The 18,988-nt window shown below is 52.1% G+C and carries 24 protein-coding genes; all 24 read left to right on the top strand.

From position 1 onward, the window contains the following. Positions 1-16 precede the first annotated feature (16 nt). The 24 genes from rpoC (at position 17) to ACFSW5_RS19740 (ending at position 18,972) form a co-directional block, all read left to right on the top strand. Positions 17-3,643: a DNA-directed RNA polymerase subunit beta' gene (gene rpoC, locus ACFSW5_RS19855; RefSeq protein ID WP_379276916.1), complete on the top strand. Its 3,627-nt coding sequence runs from the start codon at positions 17-19 to the stop codon at positions 3,641-3,643. A 241-nt stretch (positions 3,644-3,884) separates the two neighbouring features. Next, positions 3,885-4,115 (top strand): ribosomal L7Ae/L30e/S12e/Gadd45 family protein, encoded by a 231-nt coding sequence (locus ACFSW5_RS19850; RefSeq protein WP_379276913.1) that lies wholly within the window; start codon positions 3,885-3,887, stop codon positions 4,113-4,115. Positions 4,116-4,274: 159 nt separating this feature from the next. Continuing rightward, complete coding sequence (rpsL, locus tag ACFSW5_RS19845; RefSeq protein ID WP_379276911.1) at positions 4,275-4,694, top strand: 30S ribosomal protein S12; 420 nt, start codon at positions 4,275-4,277, stop codon at positions 4,692-4,694. 66 nt (positions 4,695-4,760) lie between these two features. Beyond that, positions 4,761-5,231: a 30S ribosomal protein S7 gene (gene rpsG / locus ACFSW5_RS19840; RefSeq protein ID WP_379276909.1), complete on the top strand. Its 471-nt coding sequence runs from the start codon at positions 4,761-4,763 to the stop codon at positions 5,229-5,231. Between the two features lie 23 nt (positions 5,232-5,254). Then, entirely contained in the window at positions 5,255-7,327 is a 2,073-nt protein-coding gene (gene fusA / locus ACFSW5_RS19835) for an elongation factor G (RefSeq protein WP_379276907.1), read from the top strand. A 103-nt stretch (positions 7,328-7,430) separates the two neighbouring features. Next, complete coding sequence (gene tuf, locus ACFSW5_RS19830) at positions 7,431-8,621, top strand: elongation factor Tu (RefSeq protein ID WP_379276905.1); 1,191 nt, start codon at positions 7,431-7,433, stop codon at positions 8,619-8,621. A 342-nt stretch (positions 8,622-8,963) separates the two neighbouring features. Beyond that, entirely contained in the window at positions 8,964-10,028 is a 1,065-nt protein-coding gene (locus ACFSW5_RS19825; RefSeq protein WP_379276902.1) for an ABC transporter substrate-binding protein, read from the top strand. A 94-nt stretch (positions 10,029-10,122) separates the two neighbouring features. Beyond that, on the top strand, positions 10,123-11,052 hold the full coding sequence (locus ACFSW5_RS19820; RefSeq protein WP_379276899.1) for an ABC transporter permease: 930 nt from the start codon (positions 10,123-10,125) through the stop codon (positions 11,050-11,052). Continuing rightward, the gene (locus tag ACFSW5_RS19815; protein WP_379276979.1) at positions 11,052-11,846 is read left to right on the top strand and encodes an ABC transporter ATP-binding protein; all 795 of its coding nucleotides are present in this window, start codon (positions 11,052-11,054) and stop codon (positions 11,844-11,846) included. The genes ACFSW5_RS19820 and ACFSW5_RS19815 overlap by 1 nt, the downstream gene beginning before the upstream one ends. Positions 11,847-12,268: 422 nt before the next feature. Then, complete coding sequence (rpsJ, locus tag ACFSW5_RS19810) at positions 12,269-12,577, top strand: 30S ribosomal protein S10 (RefSeq protein ID WP_005544556.1); 309 nt, start codon at positions 12,269-12,271, stop codon at positions 12,575-12,577. Positions 12,578-12,616: 39 nt separating this feature from the next. Next, positions 12,617-13,240 carry a 50S ribosomal protein L3 gene (gene rplC, locus ACFSW5_RS19805; RefSeq protein WP_379276897.1) on the top strand — a complete coding sequence of 208 codons (624 nt, stop codon included), beginning with the start codon at positions 12,617-12,619 and terminating at the stop codon, positions 13,238-13,240. A 28-nt stretch (positions 13,241-13,268) separates the two neighbouring features. Beyond that, positions 13,269-13,892, top strand: coding sequence for a 50S ribosomal protein L4 (gene rplD, locus ACFSW5_RS19800; protein WP_379276895.1), 624 nt, complete (start codon positions 13,269-13,271; stop codon positions 13,890-13,892). After that, positions 13,892-14,182: a 50S ribosomal protein L23 gene (gene rplW / locus ACFSW5_RS19795; protein WP_379276892.1), complete on the top strand. Its 291-nt coding sequence runs from the start codon at positions 13,892-13,894 to the stop codon at positions 14,180-14,182. Before rplD ends, rplW begins: the two co-directional genes overlap by 1 nt. Positions 14,183-14,199: 17 nt before the next feature. Continuing rightward, positions 14,200-15,030 carry a 50S ribosomal protein L2 gene (gene rplB, locus ACFSW5_RS19790; protein ID WP_379276890.1) on the top strand — a complete coding sequence of 277 codons (831 nt, stop codon included), beginning with the start codon at positions 14,200-14,202 and terminating at the stop codon, positions 15,028-15,030. Positions 15,031-15,096: 66 nt separating this feature from the next. Then, on the top strand, positions 15,097-15,375 hold the full coding sequence (rpsS, locus tag ACFSW5_RS19785; RefSeq protein ID WP_379276888.1) for a 30S ribosomal protein S19: 279 nt from the start codon (positions 15,097-15,099) through the stop codon (positions 15,373-15,375). Positions 15,376-15,416: 41 nt separating this feature from the next. Next, positions 15,417-15,752 carry a 50S ribosomal protein L22 gene (rplV, locus tag ACFSW5_RS19780; RefSeq protein WP_379276885.1) on the top strand — a complete coding sequence of 112 codons (336 nt, stop codon included), beginning with the start codon at positions 15,417-15,419 and terminating at the stop codon, positions 15,750-15,752. Positions 15,753-15,765: 13 nt separating this feature from the next. Then, positions 15,766-16,428, top strand: a complete 663-nt coding sequence (rpsC, locus tag ACFSW5_RS19775) for a 30S ribosomal protein S3 (protein ID WP_379276881.1) — start codon at positions 15,766-15,768, stop codon at positions 16,426-16,428. Between the two features lie 3 nt (positions 16,429-16,431). Beyond that, on the top strand, positions 16,432-16,866 hold the full coding sequence (rplP, locus tag ACFSW5_RS19770; RefSeq protein ID WP_379276878.1) for a 50S ribosomal protein L16: 435 nt from the start codon (positions 16,432-16,434) through the stop codon (positions 16,864-16,866). Continuing rightward, positions 16,856-17,056 (top strand): 50S ribosomal protein L29, encoded by a 201-nt coding sequence (gene rpmC, locus ACFSW5_RS19765; RefSeq protein WP_379276876.1) that lies wholly within the window; start codon positions 16,856-16,858, stop codon positions 17,054-17,056. Before rplP ends, rpmC begins: the two co-directional genes overlap by 11 nt. A gap of 48 nt (positions 17,057-17,104) precedes the next feature. Further along, entirely contained in the window at positions 17,105-17,368 is a 264-nt protein-coding gene (rpsQ, locus tag ACFSW5_RS19760; RefSeq protein ID WP_379276874.1) for a 30S ribosomal protein S17, read from the top strand. Between the two features lie 45 nt (positions 17,369-17,413). After that, a complete protein-coding gene (gene rplN / locus ACFSW5_RS19755) occupies positions 17,414-17,782 on the top strand; it encodes a 50S ribosomal protein L14 (RefSeq protein WP_379276871.1) in 369 nt (122 codons plus the stop codon). 50 nt (positions 17,783-17,832) lie between these two features. Then, a complete protein-coding gene (rplX, locus tag ACFSW5_RS19750; RefSeq protein WP_379276868.1) occupies positions 17,833-18,186 on the top strand; it encodes a 50S ribosomal protein L24 in 354 nt (117 codons plus the stop codon). A 30-nt stretch (positions 18,187-18,216) separates the two neighbouring features. Then, complete coding sequence (gene rplE / locus ACFSW5_RS19745; protein WP_379276865.1) at positions 18,217-18,759, top strand: 50S ribosomal protein L5; 543 nt, start codon at positions 18,217-18,219, stop codon at positions 18,757-18,759. Positions 18,760-18,786: 27 nt separating this feature from the next. Further along, positions 18,787-18,972: a type Z 30S ribosomal protein S14 gene (locus ACFSW5_RS19740; protein ID WP_013312154.1), complete on the top strand. Its 186-nt coding sequence runs from the start codon at positions 18,787-18,789 to the stop codon at positions 18,970-18,972. Positions 18,973-18,988 lie beyond the last annotated feature (16 nt).

Below are 18,988 nucleotides of genomic sequence, written 5' to 3'. Positions count from 1 at the left end.
GAAGGAGGGTTGCTCCTTGTTGGACGTGAACAACTTCGAGTATATGAAAATCGGTCTGGCATCGCCGGATAAAATTCGTTCTTGGTCCCGCGGAGAAGTGAAAAAACCGGAAACAATCAACTACAGAACGTTGAAGCCGGAGAAGGAAGGACTTTTCTGCGAGAAAATTTTCGGGCCGCAGAAAGACTGGGAATGTCATTGCGGCAAGTACAAACGCGTTCGCTACAAAGGCGTCGTCTGCGACCGCTGCGGCGTTGAAGTAACCCGCGCGAAAGTGCGCCGCGAACGGATGGGCCATATCGAACTGGCCGCTCCCGTATCGCATATCTGGTATTTCAAAGGCATTCCAAGCCGCATGGGTCTTGCGCTCGATATGTCCCCTCGCTCGCTGGAGGAGATTATCTACTTTGCATCCTATGTCGTGACCGACCCCGGCGAGACGCCGCTTGAGAAAAAACAGCTTCTCTCCGAGAAGGAATACCGCAGCTACCGCGAGAAATACGGCTACGGCTTCCAGGCGGGAATGGGCGCCGAAGCGGTCAAGAAGCTTCTGCAGGACATCGACGTGGAGAAAGAACTGGATACGCTCAAGGAAGAGCTTCGCACGGCGCAAGGCCAACGCCGCAACCGCGCGATCAAGCGCCTTGAAGTGATCGAGGCGTTCCGCAATTCCGGCAACCGTCCGGAATGGATGATTCTTGACGTGCTCCCGGTTATTCCGCCGGAGCTTCGTCCGATGGTACAGCTGGACGGCGGACGTTTCGCGACATCCGACCTGAACGATCTGTACCGCCGCGTTATTAACCGGAACAATCGTCTGAAGCGTCTTCTGGATCTCGGCGCTCCGGACATTATCGTGCAGAACGAGAAGCGGATGCTGCAGGAAGCGGTTGACGCCCTGATCGACAACGGCCGCCGCGGCCGTCCGGTAACGGGACCGGGCAACCGTCCGCTTAAATCGCTCAGCCATATGCTGAAAGGCAAGCAAGGCCGTTTCCGTCAGAACCTGCTCGGTAAACGGGTCGACTACTCCGGCCGTTCCGTTATCGTCGTAGGTCCGGACCTGAAGATGTATCAATGCGGTCTGCCGAAGGAAATGGCGCTTGAGCTGTTCAAGCCTTTTGTCATGAAGGAGCTTGTCAACAAAGGGCTCGCCCATAACATCAAGAGCGCGAAGCGCAAGGTCGAGCGCGTAAGCACGGAAGTATGGGATGTTCTCGAGGAAGTCATCAAGGAGCACCCGGTTCTGCTGAACCGTGCCCCTACGCTTCACCGTCTCGGCATCCAGGCGTTTGAGCCGATTTTGGTCGAAGGCCGCGCAATCCGTCTTCACCCGCTTGTATGTACCGCCTATAACGCGGACTTCGACGGCGACCAGATGGCCGTGCACGTGCCGCTTTCCGCCGAGGCGCAAACGGAAGCCCGTCTGCTTATGCTGGCCGCGGGCAACATTTTGAACCCGAAAGACGGCAAGCCGGTCGTTACGCCTTCGCAGGACATGGTTCTCGGCAGCTACTACCTGACGATGGACAATGTCAACGCGAAAGGCACCGGCTCGGTATTCGCTTCCGTGAACGAAGCGGTATCGGCTTACCAGCGCGAAATCGTATCGCTGCATGCGCGCATCTTTATTCCGGCGCGCGTACTGGGCAAAACGAACTTTACCGAAGAGCAGAACAATTCGCTCATTGCGACGACGGTCGGCAAAGTCATTTTCAACGAGATTTTCCCTGCCGATTTCCCGTATATCAACGAAGCGACGAAAGTTAACCTGCTTCAAGGTACACCTGATAAATATTTCGTCAAGGAAAAAGGCACCGATCTGCGCAAGTTCGCGGAATCGCTGCCGATTGCCGGCGGTGTCGGCAAAGAATATCTGGGATCGATCATCGCGGAATGCTTCCGCAAATACCACACGACCCAAACGTCGATTACGCTGGACCGGATCAAGCAGCTCGGCTTCACGTATTCGACGCGCGCCGGCATTACGATCGCCGTATCCGACGTCGTCGTGCCGAAGGAAAAGATCGACATCCTGAACGAAGCGGAAGCGCAGGCGAAAGTCGTTACGAACCAATACCGCCGCGGTTTGATTACGAACGACGAACGTTACGACCGCGTCATCGACATTTGGGGCAAGGCGAAAGACCGCATTACCGACGTGCTGATGAAATCGATGGACCGTTACAACAACATCATGTTGATGGTCGATTCCAAAGCGCGCGGCAACAAGTCGCAGATTACGCAGCTCGGCGGCATGCGCGGCCTGATGGCGAACCCGTCCGGCCGGATCATCGAGTTGCCGATCAAATCGAACTTCCGCGAAGGCCTGACCGTCCTCGAGTACTTCATCTCGACGCACGGCGCGCGTAAAGGTCTTGCCGATACGGCTCTGCGTACGGCCGACTCGGGTTATTTGACCCGCCGTCTGGTCGACGTTGCGCAGGACGTTATCGTTCGCGAAGACGATTGCGGTACGGACAAAGGCTTTACCGTAAGCAAAATTCAGGACGGCAAAGAGGTTATCGAAGATCTGTACGACCGTATCGAAGGCCGTTACTCCTTCGAAACCGTACGCCATCCGGAGACGAAAGAAATTATCGTCAACCGCAACGAGCTGATCGATTCGAACAAAGCCGAAGCGATCGTCGCAGCGGGCATCGAGAAAATTCAAATCCGTTCGATTTTGAGCTGCCGCGCCCGTCACGGCGTCTGCAAAACGTGCTACGGCCGCAACCTGGCGACCGGCAAGCACGTCGAGATCGGCGAAGCTGTCGGCATTATCGCCGCTCAATCGATCGGGGAGCCGGGAACCCAGCTCACCATGCGTACGTTCCACACCGGCGGCGTTGCCGGCGACGACATTACGCAAGGTTTGCCGCGGATCCAGGAGCTGTTCGAAGCGCGCAATCCGAAAGGCCAAGCGATTATTACGGAGCTCGACGGCGTGATCAAAGAAATCCGCGAAGCGAAGGACCGCCGCGAAATCGAGGTTCAAGGCGAAGCGGAAACGAAAGTATACGCGGTAACGTACGGTTCCCGCATCCGGGTAACGGAAGGCCAGCATGTCGAGGCCGGCGACGAACTGACAGACGGTTCGATCGACCCGAAAGACATGCTGCGCATTAAAGGCATTCGCGGCGTGCAGAACTACATTCTGCAGGAAGTGCAACGCGTTTACCGGAACCAGGGCGTAGAAATCAACGACAAGCACATCGAGGTTATGGTGAAGCAGATGCTTCGCAAAATCCGCATCGTCGATGCGGGCGACACGACGCTTCTGCCAGGCTCTTTCGTCGATATGCACGAATACGAAGACGCCAACCGCGATGCCATTATGGCCGGCAAAGAGCCTGCGGTGGCGAAGCCGGTGCTGCTCGGTATTACGAAAGCGTCACTGGAGACGGATTCCTTCCTGTCCGCCGCATCGTTCCAAGAAACGACGCGCGTGCTGACCGACGCCGCGATCAAGGGTAAAGTCGACCAGCTGCTTGGCTTGAAGGAGAACGTCATCATCGGCAAGCTGATTCCTGCCGGAACCGGCATGACCCGCTACCGGAACATCCGTTTCGTCGGTATGGAAGAAGAGCAACAATCGGATAATCAAGGCGAAATCGAATCCGAACCCGTAACGGTGGAGTAACCCGCCTCTGCGGACGAGATTCGGTTTACGGCAACGAATGGGAGGCGGCCTGCGCGCCAAGTCGGCGCGCGGCTGCCCCATTTTCCGTTGTCATATGGAATCATGGGCCGACATGATGCGTTAATGCAAAAATATTTGAATGAATGCTTCCTTCTTTCTTGACATCATAGGGTATGAGATGATACTATATCGGAGTGTGCCCAGTGGCTTGATCTCTCTTTTTGATAGGAGAAGGTGAACCATGCGATTCAAAGTCGGCGCCAAACAGACGACGAAGATGCTCGAGCAAGGAAGAGCCGTCGAAGTCTATATTGCCCGCGATGCAGATCCTCGAATGAGGGACAAGATCGCTCAGCTGTGCGAACGCACGGCAATCCCGATCAAATGGGTGGATTCCATGAAGCAGTTAGGCGAATTATGCGGTATCGATGTCGGAGCCGCTACGGCCGCTGCGGTAAACGTGGAAGAATAAAAGGATGACCGTTTTTGCGAGTGCCGCAATAGTGGTATACTTGCAGAAATTTTTATTTGCTCTTTTATGAACCGCCTGGATCTGTGGGCTTAAAATCAGGGTTTAATGTCTACCATTATACAAAAAAGGCATCAAGATATTGGAAGGAGGTGGCACGAAATGCCAACAATTAACCAACTGGTCCGCAAAGGACGTCAAGCTAAAGTGGTAAAGTCGAAATCCCCAGCTTTGCAAAAGGGCTTCAACGCTCTGAAACGTGAAGCTACGGATATTAGCGCTCCACAAAAACGCGGCGTTTGCACTCGCGTAGGCACGATGACGCCGAAGAAACCAAACTCCGCACTTCGTAAATATGCCCGCGTGCGTTTGACGAACCGTATCGAGGTGACGGCTTACATCCCGGGTATCGGTCACAACCTGCAAGAGCACAGCGTTGTACTGATCCGCGGAGGCCGCGTTAAGGACCTTCCGGGTGTACGTTACCACATCGTTCGCGGCGCGCTTGACACTGCAGGCGTGAACAACCGCATGCAAGGCCGTTCCAAATACGGCACGAAACGTCCTAAAGCTAAAAAATAATAAGAACCTGATCGAAGCAATTCGATTCGGAGCGACTTATGACTACGAAAGAAAGGGGGACTTTACATGCCACGCAAAGGTCCTGTAACGAAACGCGATGTATTGCCGGATCCGGTTTACAACAGCAAACTGGTTACCCGCCTTATCAATCGCATCATGATCGACGGCAAGCGCGGTGTTGCTCAAAAGCTGCTGTATGATGCATTCAAGCTGGTTCAGGAGCGCACGGGTAAAGATCCGATGGAAGTGTACGAAGCAGCACTGAAAAACATCATGCCAGTACTTGAGGTTAAAGCTCGCCGTGTCGGCGGCGCTAACTACCAAGTGCCGATCGAAGTTAAACCGGAGCGCCGCACGTCGCTTGGTCTCCGTTGGCTCGTAAACTACTCGCGCTTGCGCGGGGAGAAGACGATGGAAGAACGTCTGGCTGCGGAAATCATCGACGCATCGAACAACACCGGCGCATCTGTTAAGAAGCGCGAAGACACGCACAAAATGGCGGAAGCGAACAAAGCATTCGCTCACTATCGCTGGTAGGATAACGAAGGGAGACTATATCCATGGCAAGAGAGTTCTCCTTGCAAAATACGCGTAACATCGGGATTATGGCGCATATTGACGCTGGTAAGACCACGACGACGGAACGTATTCTGTTCTACACCGGCCGTACCCACAAAATCGGCGAAGTGCACGAAGGCGCTGCGACGATGGACTGGATGGAGCAAGAACAGGAACGCGGCATCACGATTACGTCTGCCGCAACGACCGCTCAATGGAAAGGCCATCGCATCAATATCATCGACACCCCGGGACACGTTGACTTCACGGTTGAAGTTGAACGCTCCCTGCGCGTATTGGACGGAGCCGTTGGGGTTTTCAGCGCGAAAGAAGGCGTTGAGCCGCAGTCTGAAACCGTATGGCGTCAGGCTGACCGCTATGGCGTTCCTCGTATCGCTTACATCAACAAGATGGACATTATCGGCGCAGACTTCCTGAATGTCGTTCAAGACATGCGCGATCGTCTGCAAGCCAACGCGGTAGCGATTCAGCTGCCGATCGGCGCCGAAAATGACTTCAAAGGCGTAATCGATATTATCGAGCGCGTAGGTTATGTTTACAAAGACGACCTCGGCAAAGAACCTGAAAAAATCGAAGTTCCGGCCGAGCTTGCCGACAAAGTCGAAGAGCTTCGCATGGAATTGGTTGAGAAGGTTGCCGAGCTGGACGAAGAACTGATGATGAAATACCTGGAAGGCGAAGAAATTTCGATTCCTGAATTGAAAGCTGCGCTCCGCAAAGGCGTTTGCGAAGTGAAAATCTTCCCGGTCATCGCAGGTTCGTCCTACCGCAACAAAGGCGTTCAAATGATGCTTGACGCGGTCGTTGACTACCTCCCGTCGCCGCTTGACGTACCGGCTATCAAAGGTACGCTCGAAGACGGCGAAGAGTCGGTACGCCATTCGTCCGACGAAGAGCCGTTCTCGGCTCTTGCGTTCAAGATCATGACCGACCCTTATGTCGGTAAACTGACGTTCTTCCGTGTATATTCCGGTATCCTGAAATCCGGTTCGTACGTTCTGAACTCGACGAAGAACAAGCGCGAACGGATCGGACGGATTCTGCAGATGCACGCGAACAGCCGTCAAGAAATCACGGAAGTTTACGCGGGCGACATCGCCGCTGCGGTCGGTCTGAAAGACACGATCACGGGCGACACGCTTTGCGACGAAAAGAATGTTATCATTCTCGAGTCGATGAACTTCCCTGAACCGGTTATCGAAGTCGCAATCGAACCAAAAACGAAAGCGGACCAAGACAAACTGGGCGTTGCAATTTCCAAGCTGGCTGAAGAAGATCCAACCTTCCGCGCTTACACCGACGAAGAAACGAACCAAACGATCATCGCTGGTATGGGTGAGCTTCACCTTGAAATCATCGTTGACCGTATGCTTCGCGAATTCAAGGTTGAGACGAATGTGGGTCAACCTCAGGTTGCTTACCGTGAGACATTCCGTCAATCGGCTAAGGTTGAAGGTAAATTCGTTCGTCAGTCCGGCGGTAAAGGTCAATACGGCCATTGCTGGGTTGAGTTCACTCCTCTGGAGCCGGGCGAAGGCTTCGTCTTTGAAAACAAAGTTGTCGGCGGCGCGATTCCGCGTGAATTCATCGCTCCAATCCAAGCTGGTATTGAAGAGTCGATGAAGAACGGCGTACTTGCCGGCTTCCCGATGGTTGACATTAAAGCTACCGTATTCGACGGATCGTACCATGACGTCGACTCCTCGGAAATGGCGTTCAAAATCGCCGGTTCCATGGCGCTCAAAGCGGCGAAGGAGAAATGCGCTCCTGTCCTGCTCGAGCCGATCATGAAAGTCGAAGTTACCGTTCCGGAAGAATACATGGGCGACGTAATGGGTATGCTGAACTCCCGCCGCGGTCGCATCGAAGGCATGGATTCGCGCGGCGGCGCGCAAATCATCCGTGCGAAGGTGCCTCTCGCCGAGATGTTCGGTTACTCGACTACGCTTCGTTCCGGTACGCAAGGCCGCGGCGTATTCTCCATGGAGCTCTCGCACTATGAAGAAGTACCGCGTTCGATTGCCGAAGCGATCATCGCGAAGAAAAGCTCCTAATTTAGCAGCTTTCTGACGTTTTCTTTTGGTCGGCGTTCAAGCTCCAAGCGAGAATGCCGGCCCACACATATAACTTTAAGAATATTGAGGAGGATTAAGTTCAATGGCAAAGGCTAAATTTGAACGTACAAAACCACACGTTAACATTGGTACTATCGGTCACGTCGACCATGGTAAAACGACTTTGACCGCCGCTATCACGACGGTTCTTTCCAAAAAATACGGCGGTGCTGCAGTAGCATTCGACCAAATCGACAAAGCTCCGGAAGAGCGCGAACGCGGTATCACGATTTCGACTGCACACGTTGAGTACGAAACGCCTAACCGCCACTATGCTCACGTTGACTGCCCAGGACACGCCGACTATGTTAAAAACATGATCACGGGTGCTGCGCAAATGGACGGCGCTATCCTCGTCGTATCCGCTGCTGACGGCCCAATGCCGCAAACTCGCGAGCACATCCTGCTCTCGAAGCAAGTAGGCGTTCCTTACATCGTCGTATTCCTGAACAAATGCGACATGGTTGAAGACGAAGAGCTTCTTGAACTGGTTGAAATGGAAGTTCGCGACCTGCTGTCCGAATACGACTTCCCAGGCGACGACACTCCGATCATCCGCGGCGCTGCTCGCGAAGCACTGCAAAACCCAGACGGCCCTTGGGCTGACAAAATCGTTGAGCTGTTCGAGCAAATCGACACTTACATCCCGACTCCTGAACGCGACACGGCTAAGCCTTTCCTGATGCCAGTCGAAGACGTGTTCACGATCACGGGCCGCGGTACGGTTGCAACTGGCCGTATCGAGCGCGGTGAAGTTAAAATCGGTGACGAAGTTGAAATCATCGGTCTGGTTGAAGAGTCCCGCAAATCCGTCGTTACGGGCGTTGAAATGTTCCGTAAACTGATGGACAGCGCTCAAGCCGGCGACAACATCGGCGCACTGCTCCGCGGTGTTGACCGTAAAGAAATCGAACGCGGTCAAGTACTTGCTAAGCCAGGTTCGGTTAAACCGCACACGAACTTCACGGCTCAAGTATACGTTCTGACGAAAGAAGAAGGCGGACGCCATAAGCCGTTCTTCACGGGCTACCGTCCTCAATTCTACTTCCGTACGACGGACGTTACGGGCATCATCAACCTGCCGGAAGGTACGGAAATGGTTATGCCTGGCGACAACATCACCGTTTCGGTTGAACTGATCGCTCCAATCGCGGTTGAAGAAGGCACACGCTTCTCCATCCGTGAAGGCGGCCGTACGGTAGGCGCTGGCGCCGTTGCTTCCATCACGAAGTAATGCTTCGCGGCAATAGCCGCTTTGGTTGCAATAACCCCGAGATGCAAATCTCGGGGTTATTTTTTTGTCTGGATTAAGCTTTGTCCGCAGGACAAGCCGGTATTGCTCGAACGGTACAGGGGAGAAGAGAGAGTCGCAGGCATCAGCCTAACGAAGCAGCGTTGCTGAGGAGATCAATCCCTCCTGAGGAAGGATGTGTGGTGTAATGAGTAAACGCATTGTCCTCTTGATGTTTTACAGCATTAAATCATTGACGAAAAAGCTTACACCCATTTAATATATTAAAATAAGCAGAAATATCGTAATCATTCGACGAGAGAGAATGAAAGGGGAAATGTTCCAATGAACAAGAAGTGGTTATTGCCGCTTGTGCTCGTTCTGATGCTGGTCATTGCGGCTTGCGGAGGCAAAACGAATACGAACGGATCAAACGCTCCTGCAAATTCGCCGGCTGAAAGCGCAAGCAGCGCGTCGCCTGAGGGCAAAAGCTATAAGATCGCCATTTCGCAAATTGTGGAGCATCCTTCGCTGGATGCGACAAGAGAAGGGTTTCTTGCCGCATTAAAGGATGCCGGTTTTGTCGAGGGTCAAAATCTGACCGTCGATTTCAACACGGCGCAAGGAGATCAAACGAACAATCTGTCGATCGCCCAAAAAATCGCGGGAGACAAGCCCGATCTTGCTTTAGGCATTGCAACGCCTTCCGCTCAAGCGCTTGTGAACGCCTATACGCAAGCCGGCAATACCGGTCCCGTATTGTTTGCTGCCGTAACCGATCCGCTTGACGCGAAGCTGGTCACCAGCCTGGACGCGCCTGGCGGCAACGTTACCGGCGCTTCGGACACGAACCCGGATGCAGTCGTTCAACTGATGGACTTTATCGCGGCAAACTTCCCGGATGTAAAGAAAGTAGGCCTTATTATCAACAAAGGCGAGACGAACGCCGTCGTTATGGGCGAAAACGCGAAGCAAGCGCTTGCCAAGCACAACATCGAGCTGGTTGAAGCTGCCGTAACGAATACTTCCGAAGTCAAGCAAGCCGGAGAATCGCTCATCGGAAAAGTGGACGCCATGTTCATCACGCTCGACAATACGGTCGTATCCGGCGTCGACAGCCTGCTGCAGCTTGCGAAAGACAACCAAATCCCGTTCTTCTCGAGCGACCGCGATACGGTAGAAAAGGGCGCGTTTGCGACGGTCGGTTTTAAATATTACGACCATGGCTATCAGGTCGGCCAGATGGCAGCCGATATTTTGAACGGCAAAAACCCGGGCGAAATGAAAGTGACCGTTCCGGATAAATTGGATCTCATCCTTAACTTGAAGGCTGCCGCCGAGCAGGGCGTAACGGTTACGGACGAAATGAAAGCGGCCGTTAAAGATCCGGCCAACAACATCATCGAATAATACACAAGACGGTTTCTGATTTGGAACAAAAGCGGCAAACGGGGTGAGCGCTCCTTGTGTTCATCCCGTTTTCTATTTTAGAGGAGGTACCCCCATGCCAGTATGGTTATCGGGCGCATTCGAGCTTGGGCTGCTTTATTCGCTTATGGCTCTGGGCGTGTATATTACGTTTCGAATATTGGATTTCCCCGATCTGACCGTCGATGCCAGCTTCACGACCGGCGCCGGCGTAGCGGCCGTCATGATTACAAACGGGACTTCTCCTTGGCTCGCCTGCCTTGCGGCGTTTGGCGCGGGAGCCGCGGCTGGAGCGGTTACCGGGCTTCTCCATACGAAAGGCAAAATTAACGGCTTATTGTCCGGCATTCTGATGATGATCGCATTATACTCAATCAACATGCGGATCATGGGCGTACCGAACATTGCGCTGATGGGCGCAGACATCGAAACGGTGTTTACGTCCGTCGACGTATTGGTCCTTATGCCGATTATCGTTATAATCATAAAACTGCTGCTCGATTTGTTTTTCCGGACGGATCTTGGCTTGAGCCTGCGGGCGACGGGCGATAACGAACGGATGATTCGCAGCTTCGGCACCAACACCGATACGACGAAAATTCTCGGCATCGCCTTGTCGAACGGCTTGGTCGCGCTGTCCGGTTCGTTTATCGCGCAGCAAAGCGGATTCGCCGATATCCAAATGGGCGTCGGCATGATCGTAATCGGCCTTGCGTCCGTTATTATCGGGGAAGCGTTGTTTGGCGCACGCACCATTTTTCGCGCGACGCTTGCGGTCGTGCTTGGTTCCATCGTATACCGGATTATTATCGGTCTTGCTTATCGGAGCGACTTCCTTGAGGCATCCGACTTGAAGCTGATTACGGCAGTTATCGTTATTATTGCGCTTGTTTTCCCTTCCATTCAAAAATCTTGGCGGCAGAAAAATTTGGCGCGGAGGCGTACCGTCGATCTCCTTGCCGGCATGAACGGCACGAACGCCGAAGCCAAGGGAGGAGAACGATGATGCTGGAAATCGCGAACGTATCGAAGCTGTTTAATCCGGGCACCTTGGATGAAAAAACCGCGCTCGTCGGCGTAAACTTGAACATGAAGCCCGGCGATTTTATTACGGTGATCGGCAGCAACGGGGCCGGGAAGTCGACGCTCATGAACATTATTTCCGGCGTGATGAAGCCGGATATCGGCGAAGTCCGGATCGAAGGCGGCAACATCAGCAATTTGCCGGAATTTCGCAGAAGCAAGTGGATCGGCCGCGTATTTCAGGATCCGATGGCGGGAACGGCGCCCCGAATGTCGATCGAAGAAAACTTGGCGATGGCATATACCCGCGGCATGCGGCGCGGTTTTTCGTTAAGCGTAAACCGCAAACGGCGGGAGCTGTTCCGCGAACAGCTGTCGCGGCTCGGAATCGGGCTTGAAAATCGGCTTACCGCCAAAGTAGGGCTGTTGTCCGGCGGCGAACGCCAGGCGTTAAGCTTGCTGATGGCGACCTTTACGAAGCCGCAAATTTTGCTGCTCGACGAGCATACGGCGGCGCTTGACCCCGCCCGCGCGGAACTGATCACGACGCTTACGGAGTCGCTTGTGCGCGAAATGAACTTAACGACATTAATGGTGACGCATAACATGGAGCAAGCCATTCGCCTCGGCAACCGGCTCATTATGATGGATAAGGGCAAAATCATTCTTGAGGTGAACGAAGACCGGAAAAAGGATTTGACGGTAGAACGGCTGCTGGGCGAGTTTGAACAAATTAGCGGCAAAAAGCTCGCCGATGACCGCGTCGTGCTCGGATAGATTATAAAACTAGCAATAATATCCTATACAAATGTAAAGTTGCAAAAAGGAGAACCCCCGTTTTTCAAAGACGGGAGGTTCTCTTTTCTTTTTATTGCAAGAAGGAGGGTGAGGTTGAAATTGGATTTGAGCAAACGGCGAAGGTCATGTATGCTATTCAAAGCGCATGTCATGCCGGCGGGATATATCGCGTTTCTTCATTAATATAGATGCGGAACGAAAGCTTGGCTGCAAGCGGAAAAACAATTAAAATTTCCTTGCAATTGCCTATAGCTTTCGGTATAATATTGACTGTTGGTCTGTGACGTTGCGATGATGCGAGAGGTTGCCGACACACCCGGCCCCTTTGCCATGGGTTGTGTGACGGGTTTTCCCGCGGAGTATGTCCGATACTAAATTGGGCGATAAAAGGAGGGACTTATATGGCAAAGCAAAAGATTCGTATTCGCTTGAAAGCATACGATCATAGAATTCTTGACCAGTCCGCAGAGAAAATCGTGGAAACTGCAAAACGTTCCGGTGCTGGCGTATCCGGGCCGATTCCGCTTCCTACGGAAAAGCAAATCATCACTATTTTGCGTGCGGTTCACAAGTACAAGGATTCCCGTGAACAATTCGAGATGCGTACTCACAAACGCTTGATCGACATTGTTAATCCGACGCCGCAAACGGTTGATGCGCTGATGCGTCTGGACCTGCCATCCGGTGTAGATATCGAGATTAAACTGTAATAAGCATATTTGATATTAGAAGGGAAATGAGGTGTCAACATGAAAGGTATCTTAGGTAAAAAGCTGGGTATGACCCAAGTGTTCACCGCCGAAGGTAATGTCGTTCCTGTAACGGTTATCGAGGCTGGTCCTTGCGTCGTGCTTCAGAAGAAGGACCAAGAGAACGACGGCTACGACGCTGTACAACTTGGTTTCTCCGATAAGAAAGAAAAAAATGCAAACAAGCCTGAAATCGGCCATGCCAAGAAGGCTAACACTGCTCCTAAGCGCTACGTTCGTGAAATTCGCGGCATTAACTTGGGCGAATATGAAGTTGGCCAGGAAGTGAAGGCTGACCTGTTCGCGGAAGGCGAATTCGTTGACGTAACGGGGATCTCCAAAGGTAAAGGCTTTGCCGGCGTTATCAAGCGTTGGGGACAAAGCACGGGTCCTATGAGCCACGGTTCCCGCTACCATCGCGGTCCTGGTTCCATGGGTTCGATTCAAGCGAACCGCGTGCCTAAAGGCAAACACCTTCCGGGCCACATGGGTCACGAGACGGTTACGATCCAAAAGCTCGAAATCGTCAAAGTGGACGCAGAACGCAACGTATTGCTCGTTAAAGGTTCGATTCCTGGACCGAAGAACGGTTATGTAAAAATCAAACAAACGGTTAAGAACTAATTGCTCTTGAAGAAAGGAGGAACAACAAATGCCTAAAGTTACTGTATACAACGTGAGCGGATCGCAAGTTGGCGAGCTGGAGCTTTCCGACAGCGTGTTCGGCATTCAGCCCAACGTTCATGTTATGCACAGCGCTGTAGTACTGCAGCAGGCTTCCGAACGTTTCGGAACCCACAAAGTAAAAGGACGCTCCGAAGTTCGCGGCGGCGGCCGTAAACCTTGGAAACAAAAAGGCACGGGCCGCGCTCGTCAAGGCAGCATCCGTTCGCCGCAATGGGTAGGCGGCGGTACCGTATTCGGTCCGACTCCTCGCTCGTACGGCTTCAAACTTCCTAAGAAAGTTCGCCGTCTGGCGATCAAATCCGCGCTTTCGTCGAAGGTGGCAGGCAACGATATTATCGTTCTCGACCAACTGACGATGGCAGCTCCGAAAACGAAAGAATTCGCGGCTATCCTGAACAACCTGAAGGTTGCCCGCAAGGCTCTTGTCGTGACGGCAGCTTACGAAGATAATGTGGCTCTTTCGGCCCGCAACATTCCGGGAGTGAAATTTGTCGCTGCTGACGGCATTAATGTTCTGGATGTTTTGGTTCACGATAAGCTCATTATCACGAAAGAAGCAGTAGAGAAAGTACAGGAGGTGCTTGCGTAATGAAAAATCCACGCGATATTATCAAGCGCCCGGTTATTACGGAACGCACGAGCGATTTCATGGCGAACAAACGTTACGCTTTCGAAGTTGATCTTCGCGCGACTAAAACCGAAATCAAAGCAGCTGTAGAAGAAATTTTCAAAGTGAAGGTAGCGAGCGTCAACACGATGCGCGTTCCTGGCAAGCTGAAGCGCTACGGCCGTTACAGCGGATATACTTCCGAATGGAAGAAAGCAATCGTTCAATTGAGCGACGACAGCAAAGAACTCGAGTTCTTTGAAACGGTATAAAGAAGGAGGGAATCGAAGTGCCAATTAAGAAGTACAAACCGACATCTCCGGCCCGCCGTGCAATGTCCGTCTCGACTTTCGAAGAGATCACGACAAGCACGCCGGAGAAATCGTTGCTTGCCCCTCTTTATAACAAAGCGGGTCGCAACAACCAAGGTAAAATTACGGTTCGTCACCAAGGCGGCGGACACAAGCGTAAATACCGCATCATCGACTTCAAGCGTACGAAGGACGGCATACCTGGTAAAGTGGCAACGATCGAATACGATCCGAACCGCACATCCAACATTGCTTTGATTCATTATGTTGACGGTGAGAAAGCTTACATCATCGCGCCTAAAGGCTTGAAAGTTGGCGATCAAATCATGTCCGGCCCTGAAGCCGACATCAAAGTGGGCAACGCCCTTCCGCTGGTTAACATTCCGGTCGGTACGGTTATCCACAACATCGAGCTGAAACCGGGCAAAGGCGGCCAATTGGTTCGCGCAGCCGGTACGGAAGCTCAATTGCTGGGTAAAGAAGAAGGCTATGCCATCGTTCGTCTTACTTCCGGCGAAACCCGCCGCATCCTGAACACTTGCCGCGCTACGATCGGCTCCGTTGGCAACGAAGACCACGAGCTCGTTAAAATCGGTAAAGCCGGCCGTTCCCGTTGGCTTGGCAAACGTCCTGAAGTTCGCGGCGTTGTCATGAACCCGAACGATCACCCGCACGGTGGTGGTGAAGGCCGCGCTCCAATCGGACGCAAGTCGCCTATGTCTCCATGGGGCAAACCAACCCTTGGTTACAAAACGCGCAAGAAGAAAAAAGCATCGAGCCAATACATTATTCGTCGCCGCACGAAATAATAGCCGCTTGATCAAAGCCGCGTGAACATCGGCTCGCGCGAGCTTTACGAGAAGGGAGGACAACAAATGGGTCGCAGTTTGAAGAAAGGTCCGTTTATTGACGGCTACCTGCTGAAAAAAGTCGAGGACATGAACGCTTCGAACAAAAAAGCTGTTATTAAGACTTGGTCCCGCCGTTCGACCATTTTCCCGCAATTCGTAGGTCACACGTTTGGCGTGTACGACGGTCGCAAGCATGTGCCGGTTTATGTAACGGAAGATATGGTCGGCCACAAGCTTGGCGAATTCGCGCCAACTCGTACGTACAAAGGCCACGACGACGACAAAAAGACGGGCAGACGTTAATTTGCCCTTTAGATCTTTAAGTTATGAGAGGAGGTTCATCCATGCCAGAAGCAAAAGCGCATGCTAATTTCGTACGTATTGCTCCTCGTAAAGCGCAGCTCGTTGTGGATCTTATCCGCGGCAAGCAAGTCGGCGAGGCGATTGCAATTCTGCGTCATACGCCAAAATCCGCTTCTCCTATCGTGGAAAAGCTGCTGAATTCGGCTATCGCGAACGCTGAGCATAACTACCAACTGGACGTGAACAAGCTGGTCGTATCTCAAGCTTACGTGAATCAAGGTCCTACCATGAAACGTTTCCGTCCACGCGCTATGGGACGTGCAAGCCGTATCAACAAAAGAACCAGCCACATCACTTTGGTGGTATCTGAAAAATAAGGAGGGATAACGTGTGGGTCAAAAGGTAAATCCGGTCGGTCTCCGTATCGGGATCATCCGTGACTGGGAATCGAAATGGTACGCAGACAAAGATTTCGGCGATCTTCTTCTCGAAGACGTGAAAATCCGCGAGTACCTGAAAAATAAACTGAAAGACGCAGCTGTATCGCGCATCGAAATCGAGCGTGCAGCTAACCGCGTGAACGTTACGATTAACACGGCTAAGCCGGGTATGGTAATCGGTAAAGGCGGTTCCGAAGTGGAAAACCTTCGCAATGAGCTCGGCAAAATTACGAAGGGCAAAAAGGTCCACATCAACATTGCAGAAATCAAACAAGCCGATATGGACGCTATTCTCGTAGCTGAAAGTATCGCACAACAGCTTGAGCGCCGCGTTTCTTTCCGTCGTGCACTTAAGCAAGCTATTCAACGTTCCATGCGTGCAGGCGCTAAAGGGATCAAGACCTCGGTAAGCGGTCGTCTCGGCGGTGCTGAAATTGCTCGTACGGAAGGATACAGCGAAGGAACGGTTCCGCTTCATACGCTCCGTGCCGACATCGACTACGGAACTGCAGAAGCGCATACGACTTACGGCCGCATCGGCGTAAAAGTATGGATCTATCGCGGCGAAGTCCTTCCTACGAAGAAGAAAGCTCCCCAGGAAGGAGGCAACTAAATCATGTTGGTACCTAAACGTGTCAAACACCGCAAACAACAACGCGGTAATATGAGAGGCCGCGCGAAAGGCGGCACGGAAGTCGCTTTCGGCGAATACGGCCTCCAAGCTCTTGAGCCATCATGGATCACAAACCGTCAGATCGAGTCCGCTCGTATCGCGATGACCCGTTACATCAGACGTGGTGGTAAAGTTTGGATCAAAATTTTCCCTGATAAGCCGATCACCCAAAAGCCTCTTGAGGTCCGGATGGGTAGCGGTAAAGGTAACGTAGAGAAGTGGGTTGCAGTTGTAAAACCAGGTAAAATCCTGTTCGAACTGTCCGGCGTATCCGAAGAGATTGCTCGTGAGGCTATGCGTCTTGCATCCCACAAACTGCCTATCAAAACGAAGTTCGTGAAACGCGAAGAAGTGGGTGGTGAAGCAAATGAAAGCTAGTGAATTTCGCAACCTGACCACTGCTGAGATTGAACAAAAAGTCGCCGGTTTTAAAGAAGAGCTTTTCAACCTGCGTTTCCAACTGGCTACCGGCCAATTGGATAACCCAACCCGGATTCGTGACGTGCGGAAGGAAATAGCTCGTGCTAAGACCGTCCTGCGTGAAAGAGAACTCGGAATCAGCAGCTAATAAGTCCTGTCGTTGATTGGTTCATAGCCTTCAGGAAGGAGGAAGAAGATGAGCGAACGCAATGCACGTAAAGTCCAAATTGGCAAAGTCGTTAGCGATAAAATGGACAAAACGATCGTGGTGGCTGTAGAAACTTACAAAAAGCATGATCTGTACCATAAGCGCATCAAATATACGAAAAAATTTAAAGCTCATGACGAAAACAACCAAGCGAAAATCGGCGACGTTGTAAAAATCATGGAGACTCGTCCGCTTTCCAAAGACAAACGCTTCAGACTCGTAGAGATCGTGGAGTCTGCGGTTATTCTTTAATAAGTCGGAAGATCGTTTAACATGGTCTGAAAGGAGGACATTCAGATGATTCAACCATTTACACGTTTGGCAGTTGCCGACAACTCCGGCGCTAAAGAACTGATGTGCATTCGCGTGCTTGGCGGTACCGGACGTCGCGTAGGTCATATCGGCGATCTGATCGTATGCTCCGTCAAACAAGCAACGCCAGGGGGCGTTGTCAAAAAAGGCGACGTGGTTAAAGCGGTTATCGTGCGCACGAAGCGTGCCGTACGCCGTAAAGACGGTTCCTACATCGCATTCGACGAGAACGCGGCTGTAGTTGTAAAAGAAGACAAGAGCCCTCGCGGCACTCGTATCTTCGGACCGGTTGCCCGTGAGCTTCGCGATAAAGATTTCATGAAGATCGTATCGCTTGCACCGGAAGTTATCTAATAAGGCACCCCAAAAGTGGCCTGAAAGCTATATAGCAGGAGGTGTAACAAATGCCAAAGCTGAAAAAAGTGCTTGAGTCTTACAATCACAAGCTGCACGTCAAAAAAGACGATACGGTTATCGTGATTTCCGGCAAGGATAAAGGTAAAAAAGGCCGCGTTATCGAAGCGTACCCGCGCGAAAACCGCGTCCTGGTCGAAGGCGTGAACATGGTGAAGAAGCATACCCGTCCTTCGCAAAACAACCCGCAAGGCGGCATCATTGAGCAAGAAGCTCCGATTCATGCTTCGAACGTGATGCACATCGACCCTAAGAGCGGCAAAGTAACCCGCATCGGTTACAAAGTGCTCGACAACGGCAAAAAAGTCCGGTACGCAAAACGTTCCGGCGAAGTTATCGACTAATTGCAACGGTAGAAAGGAGGTAAACGAAACATGGCTGCAAGATTGAAGGATCGTTACCTGAATGAAATTACTCCTGCTCTGATGCAGAAGTTCAACTATACGACAGTAATGCAAGTGCCGAAGATTGAAAAAGTAGTAATCAACATGGGTATGGGCGAAGCGGTTTCCAACTCCAAAGTACTCGATGCTGCTGTTGAAGATCTCCGTCTCATTTCCGGTCAAAAACCGGTCGTAACTCGCGCGAAGAAGTCGATCGCCGGCTTCAAGCTCCGCGAAAACATGCCGATCGGGGTTAAAGTAACGCTGCGCGGCGAGCGCATGTACTACTTCCTCGACAAGCTGTTCAACGTCTCGCTTCCACGCGTTCGCGACTTCCGCGGCGTATCCACGAAAGCGTTCGACGGTCGCGGCAACTATACGCTTGGCTTGAAAGAGCAATTGATCTTCCCGGAGATCGAATACGACAAGGTCGATAAAGTACGCGGTATGGACGTCGTCATCGTCACGACGGCAAAAACGGACGAAGAGGCTCGTGAACTGCTGACCCAACTGGGCATGCCGTTTGCGAAGTAATCCACTAATAGGGAGGTGTAATACCCAGTGGCAAAAACTTCGATGAAAGTTAAGCAACAACGTACACCGAAATTCAAAGTCCGCGCGTATACGCGTTGTGAACGTTGTGGCCGTCCGCACTCTGTTTTGCAAAAGTTTAAAATTTGCCGGATTTGTTTCCGTGAATTAGCATATAAAGGCCAGATCCCTGGCGTCAAAAAAGCAAGCTGGTAATTAGCTTAGTTCGGGA

Origin of the sequence: Paenibacillus thailandensis (assembly GCF_042685365.1) — a bacterium.
Classification (GTDB): Bacteria; Bacillota; Bacilli; order Paenibacillales; family Paenibacillaceae; genus Paenibacillus_AP; species Paenibacillus_AP thailandensis.
The sequence above is the reverse complement of the archived record's forward strand: the minus strand, read 5'-3'. Positions and strand labels throughout refer to the sequence as shown.

Bases quoted from the DNA above. Each gene is read 5' to 3' on its own strand.
- ACFSW5_RS19815 (WP_379276979.1), top strand. From the start codon at position 11,052: ATGCTGGAAATCGCGAACGTATCGAAGCTGTTTAATCCGGGCACCTTG.
- rplN (WP_379276871.1), top strand. From the start codon at position 17,414: ATGATTCAACCATTTACACGTTTGGCAGTTGCCGACAACTCCGGCGCT.
- rplV (WP_379276885.1), top strand. From the start codon at position 15,417: ATGCCAGAAGCAAAAGCGCATGCTAATTTCGTACGTATTGCTCCTCGT.
- tuf (WP_379276905.1), top strand. From the start codon at position 7,431: ATGGCAAAGGCTAAATTTGAACGTACAAAACCACACGTTAACATTGGT.
- rplX (WP_379276868.1), top strand. From the start codon at position 17,833: ATGCCAAAGCTGAAAAAAGTGCTTGAGTCTTACAATCACAAGCTGCAC.
- rplD (WP_379276895.1), top strand. From the start codon at position 13,269: ATGCCTAAAGTTACTGTATACAACGTGAGCGGATCGCAAGTTGGCGAG.
- rplW (WP_379276892.1), top strand. From the start codon at position 13,892: ATGAAAAATCCACGCGATATTATCAAGCGCCCGGTTATTACGGAACGC.
- rplC (WP_379276897.1), top strand. From the start codon at position 12,617: ATGAAAGGTATCTTAGGTAAAAAGCTGGGTATGACCCAAGTGTTCACC.
- rpsS (WP_379276888.1), top strand. From the start codon at position 15,097: ATGGGTCGCAGTTTGAAGAAAGGTCCGTTTATTGACGGCTACCTGCTG.
- ACFSW5_RS19820 (WP_379276899.1), top strand. From the start codon at position 10,123: ATGCCAGTATGGTTATCGGGCGCATTCGAGCTTGGGCTGCTTTATTCG.
- rplP (WP_379276878.1), top strand. From the start codon at position 16,432: ATGTTGGTACCTAAACGTGTCAAACACCGCAAACAACAACGCGGTAAT.
- ACFSW5_RS19825 (WP_379276902.1), top strand. From the start codon at position 8,964: ATGAACAAGAAGTGGTTATTGCCGCTTGTGCTCGTTCTGATGCTGGTC.
- rpsG (WP_379276909.1), top strand. From the start codon at position 4,761: ATGCCACGCAAAGGTCCTGTAACGAAACGCGATGTATTGCCGGATCCG.
- rpsL (WP_379276911.1), top strand. From the start codon at position 4,275: ATGCCAACAATTAACCAACTGGTCCGCAAAGGACGTCAAGCTAAAGTG.
- fusA (WP_379276907.1), top strand. From the start codon at position 5,255: ATGGCAAGAGAGTTCTCCTTGCAAAATACGCGTAACATCGGGATTATG.
- rpsQ (WP_379276874.1), top strand. From the start codon at position 17,105: ATGAGCGAACGCAATGCACGTAAAGTCCAAATTGGCAAAGTCGTTAGC.
- ACFSW5_RS19850 (WP_379276913.1), top strand. From the start codon at position 3,885: ATGCGATTCAAAGTCGGCGCCAAACAGACGACGAAGATGCTCGAGCAA.
- rplE (WP_379276865.1), top strand. From the start codon at position 18,217: ATGGCTGCAAGATTGAAGGATCGTTACCTGAATGAAATTACTCCTGCT.
- rpmC (WP_379276876.1), top strand. From the start codon at position 16,856: ATGAAAGCTAGTGAATTTCGCAACCTGACCACTGCTGAGATTGAACAA.
- rpsJ (WP_005544556.1), top strand. From the start codon at position 12,269: ATGGCAAAGCAAAAGATTCGTATTCGCTTGAAAGCATACGATCATAGA.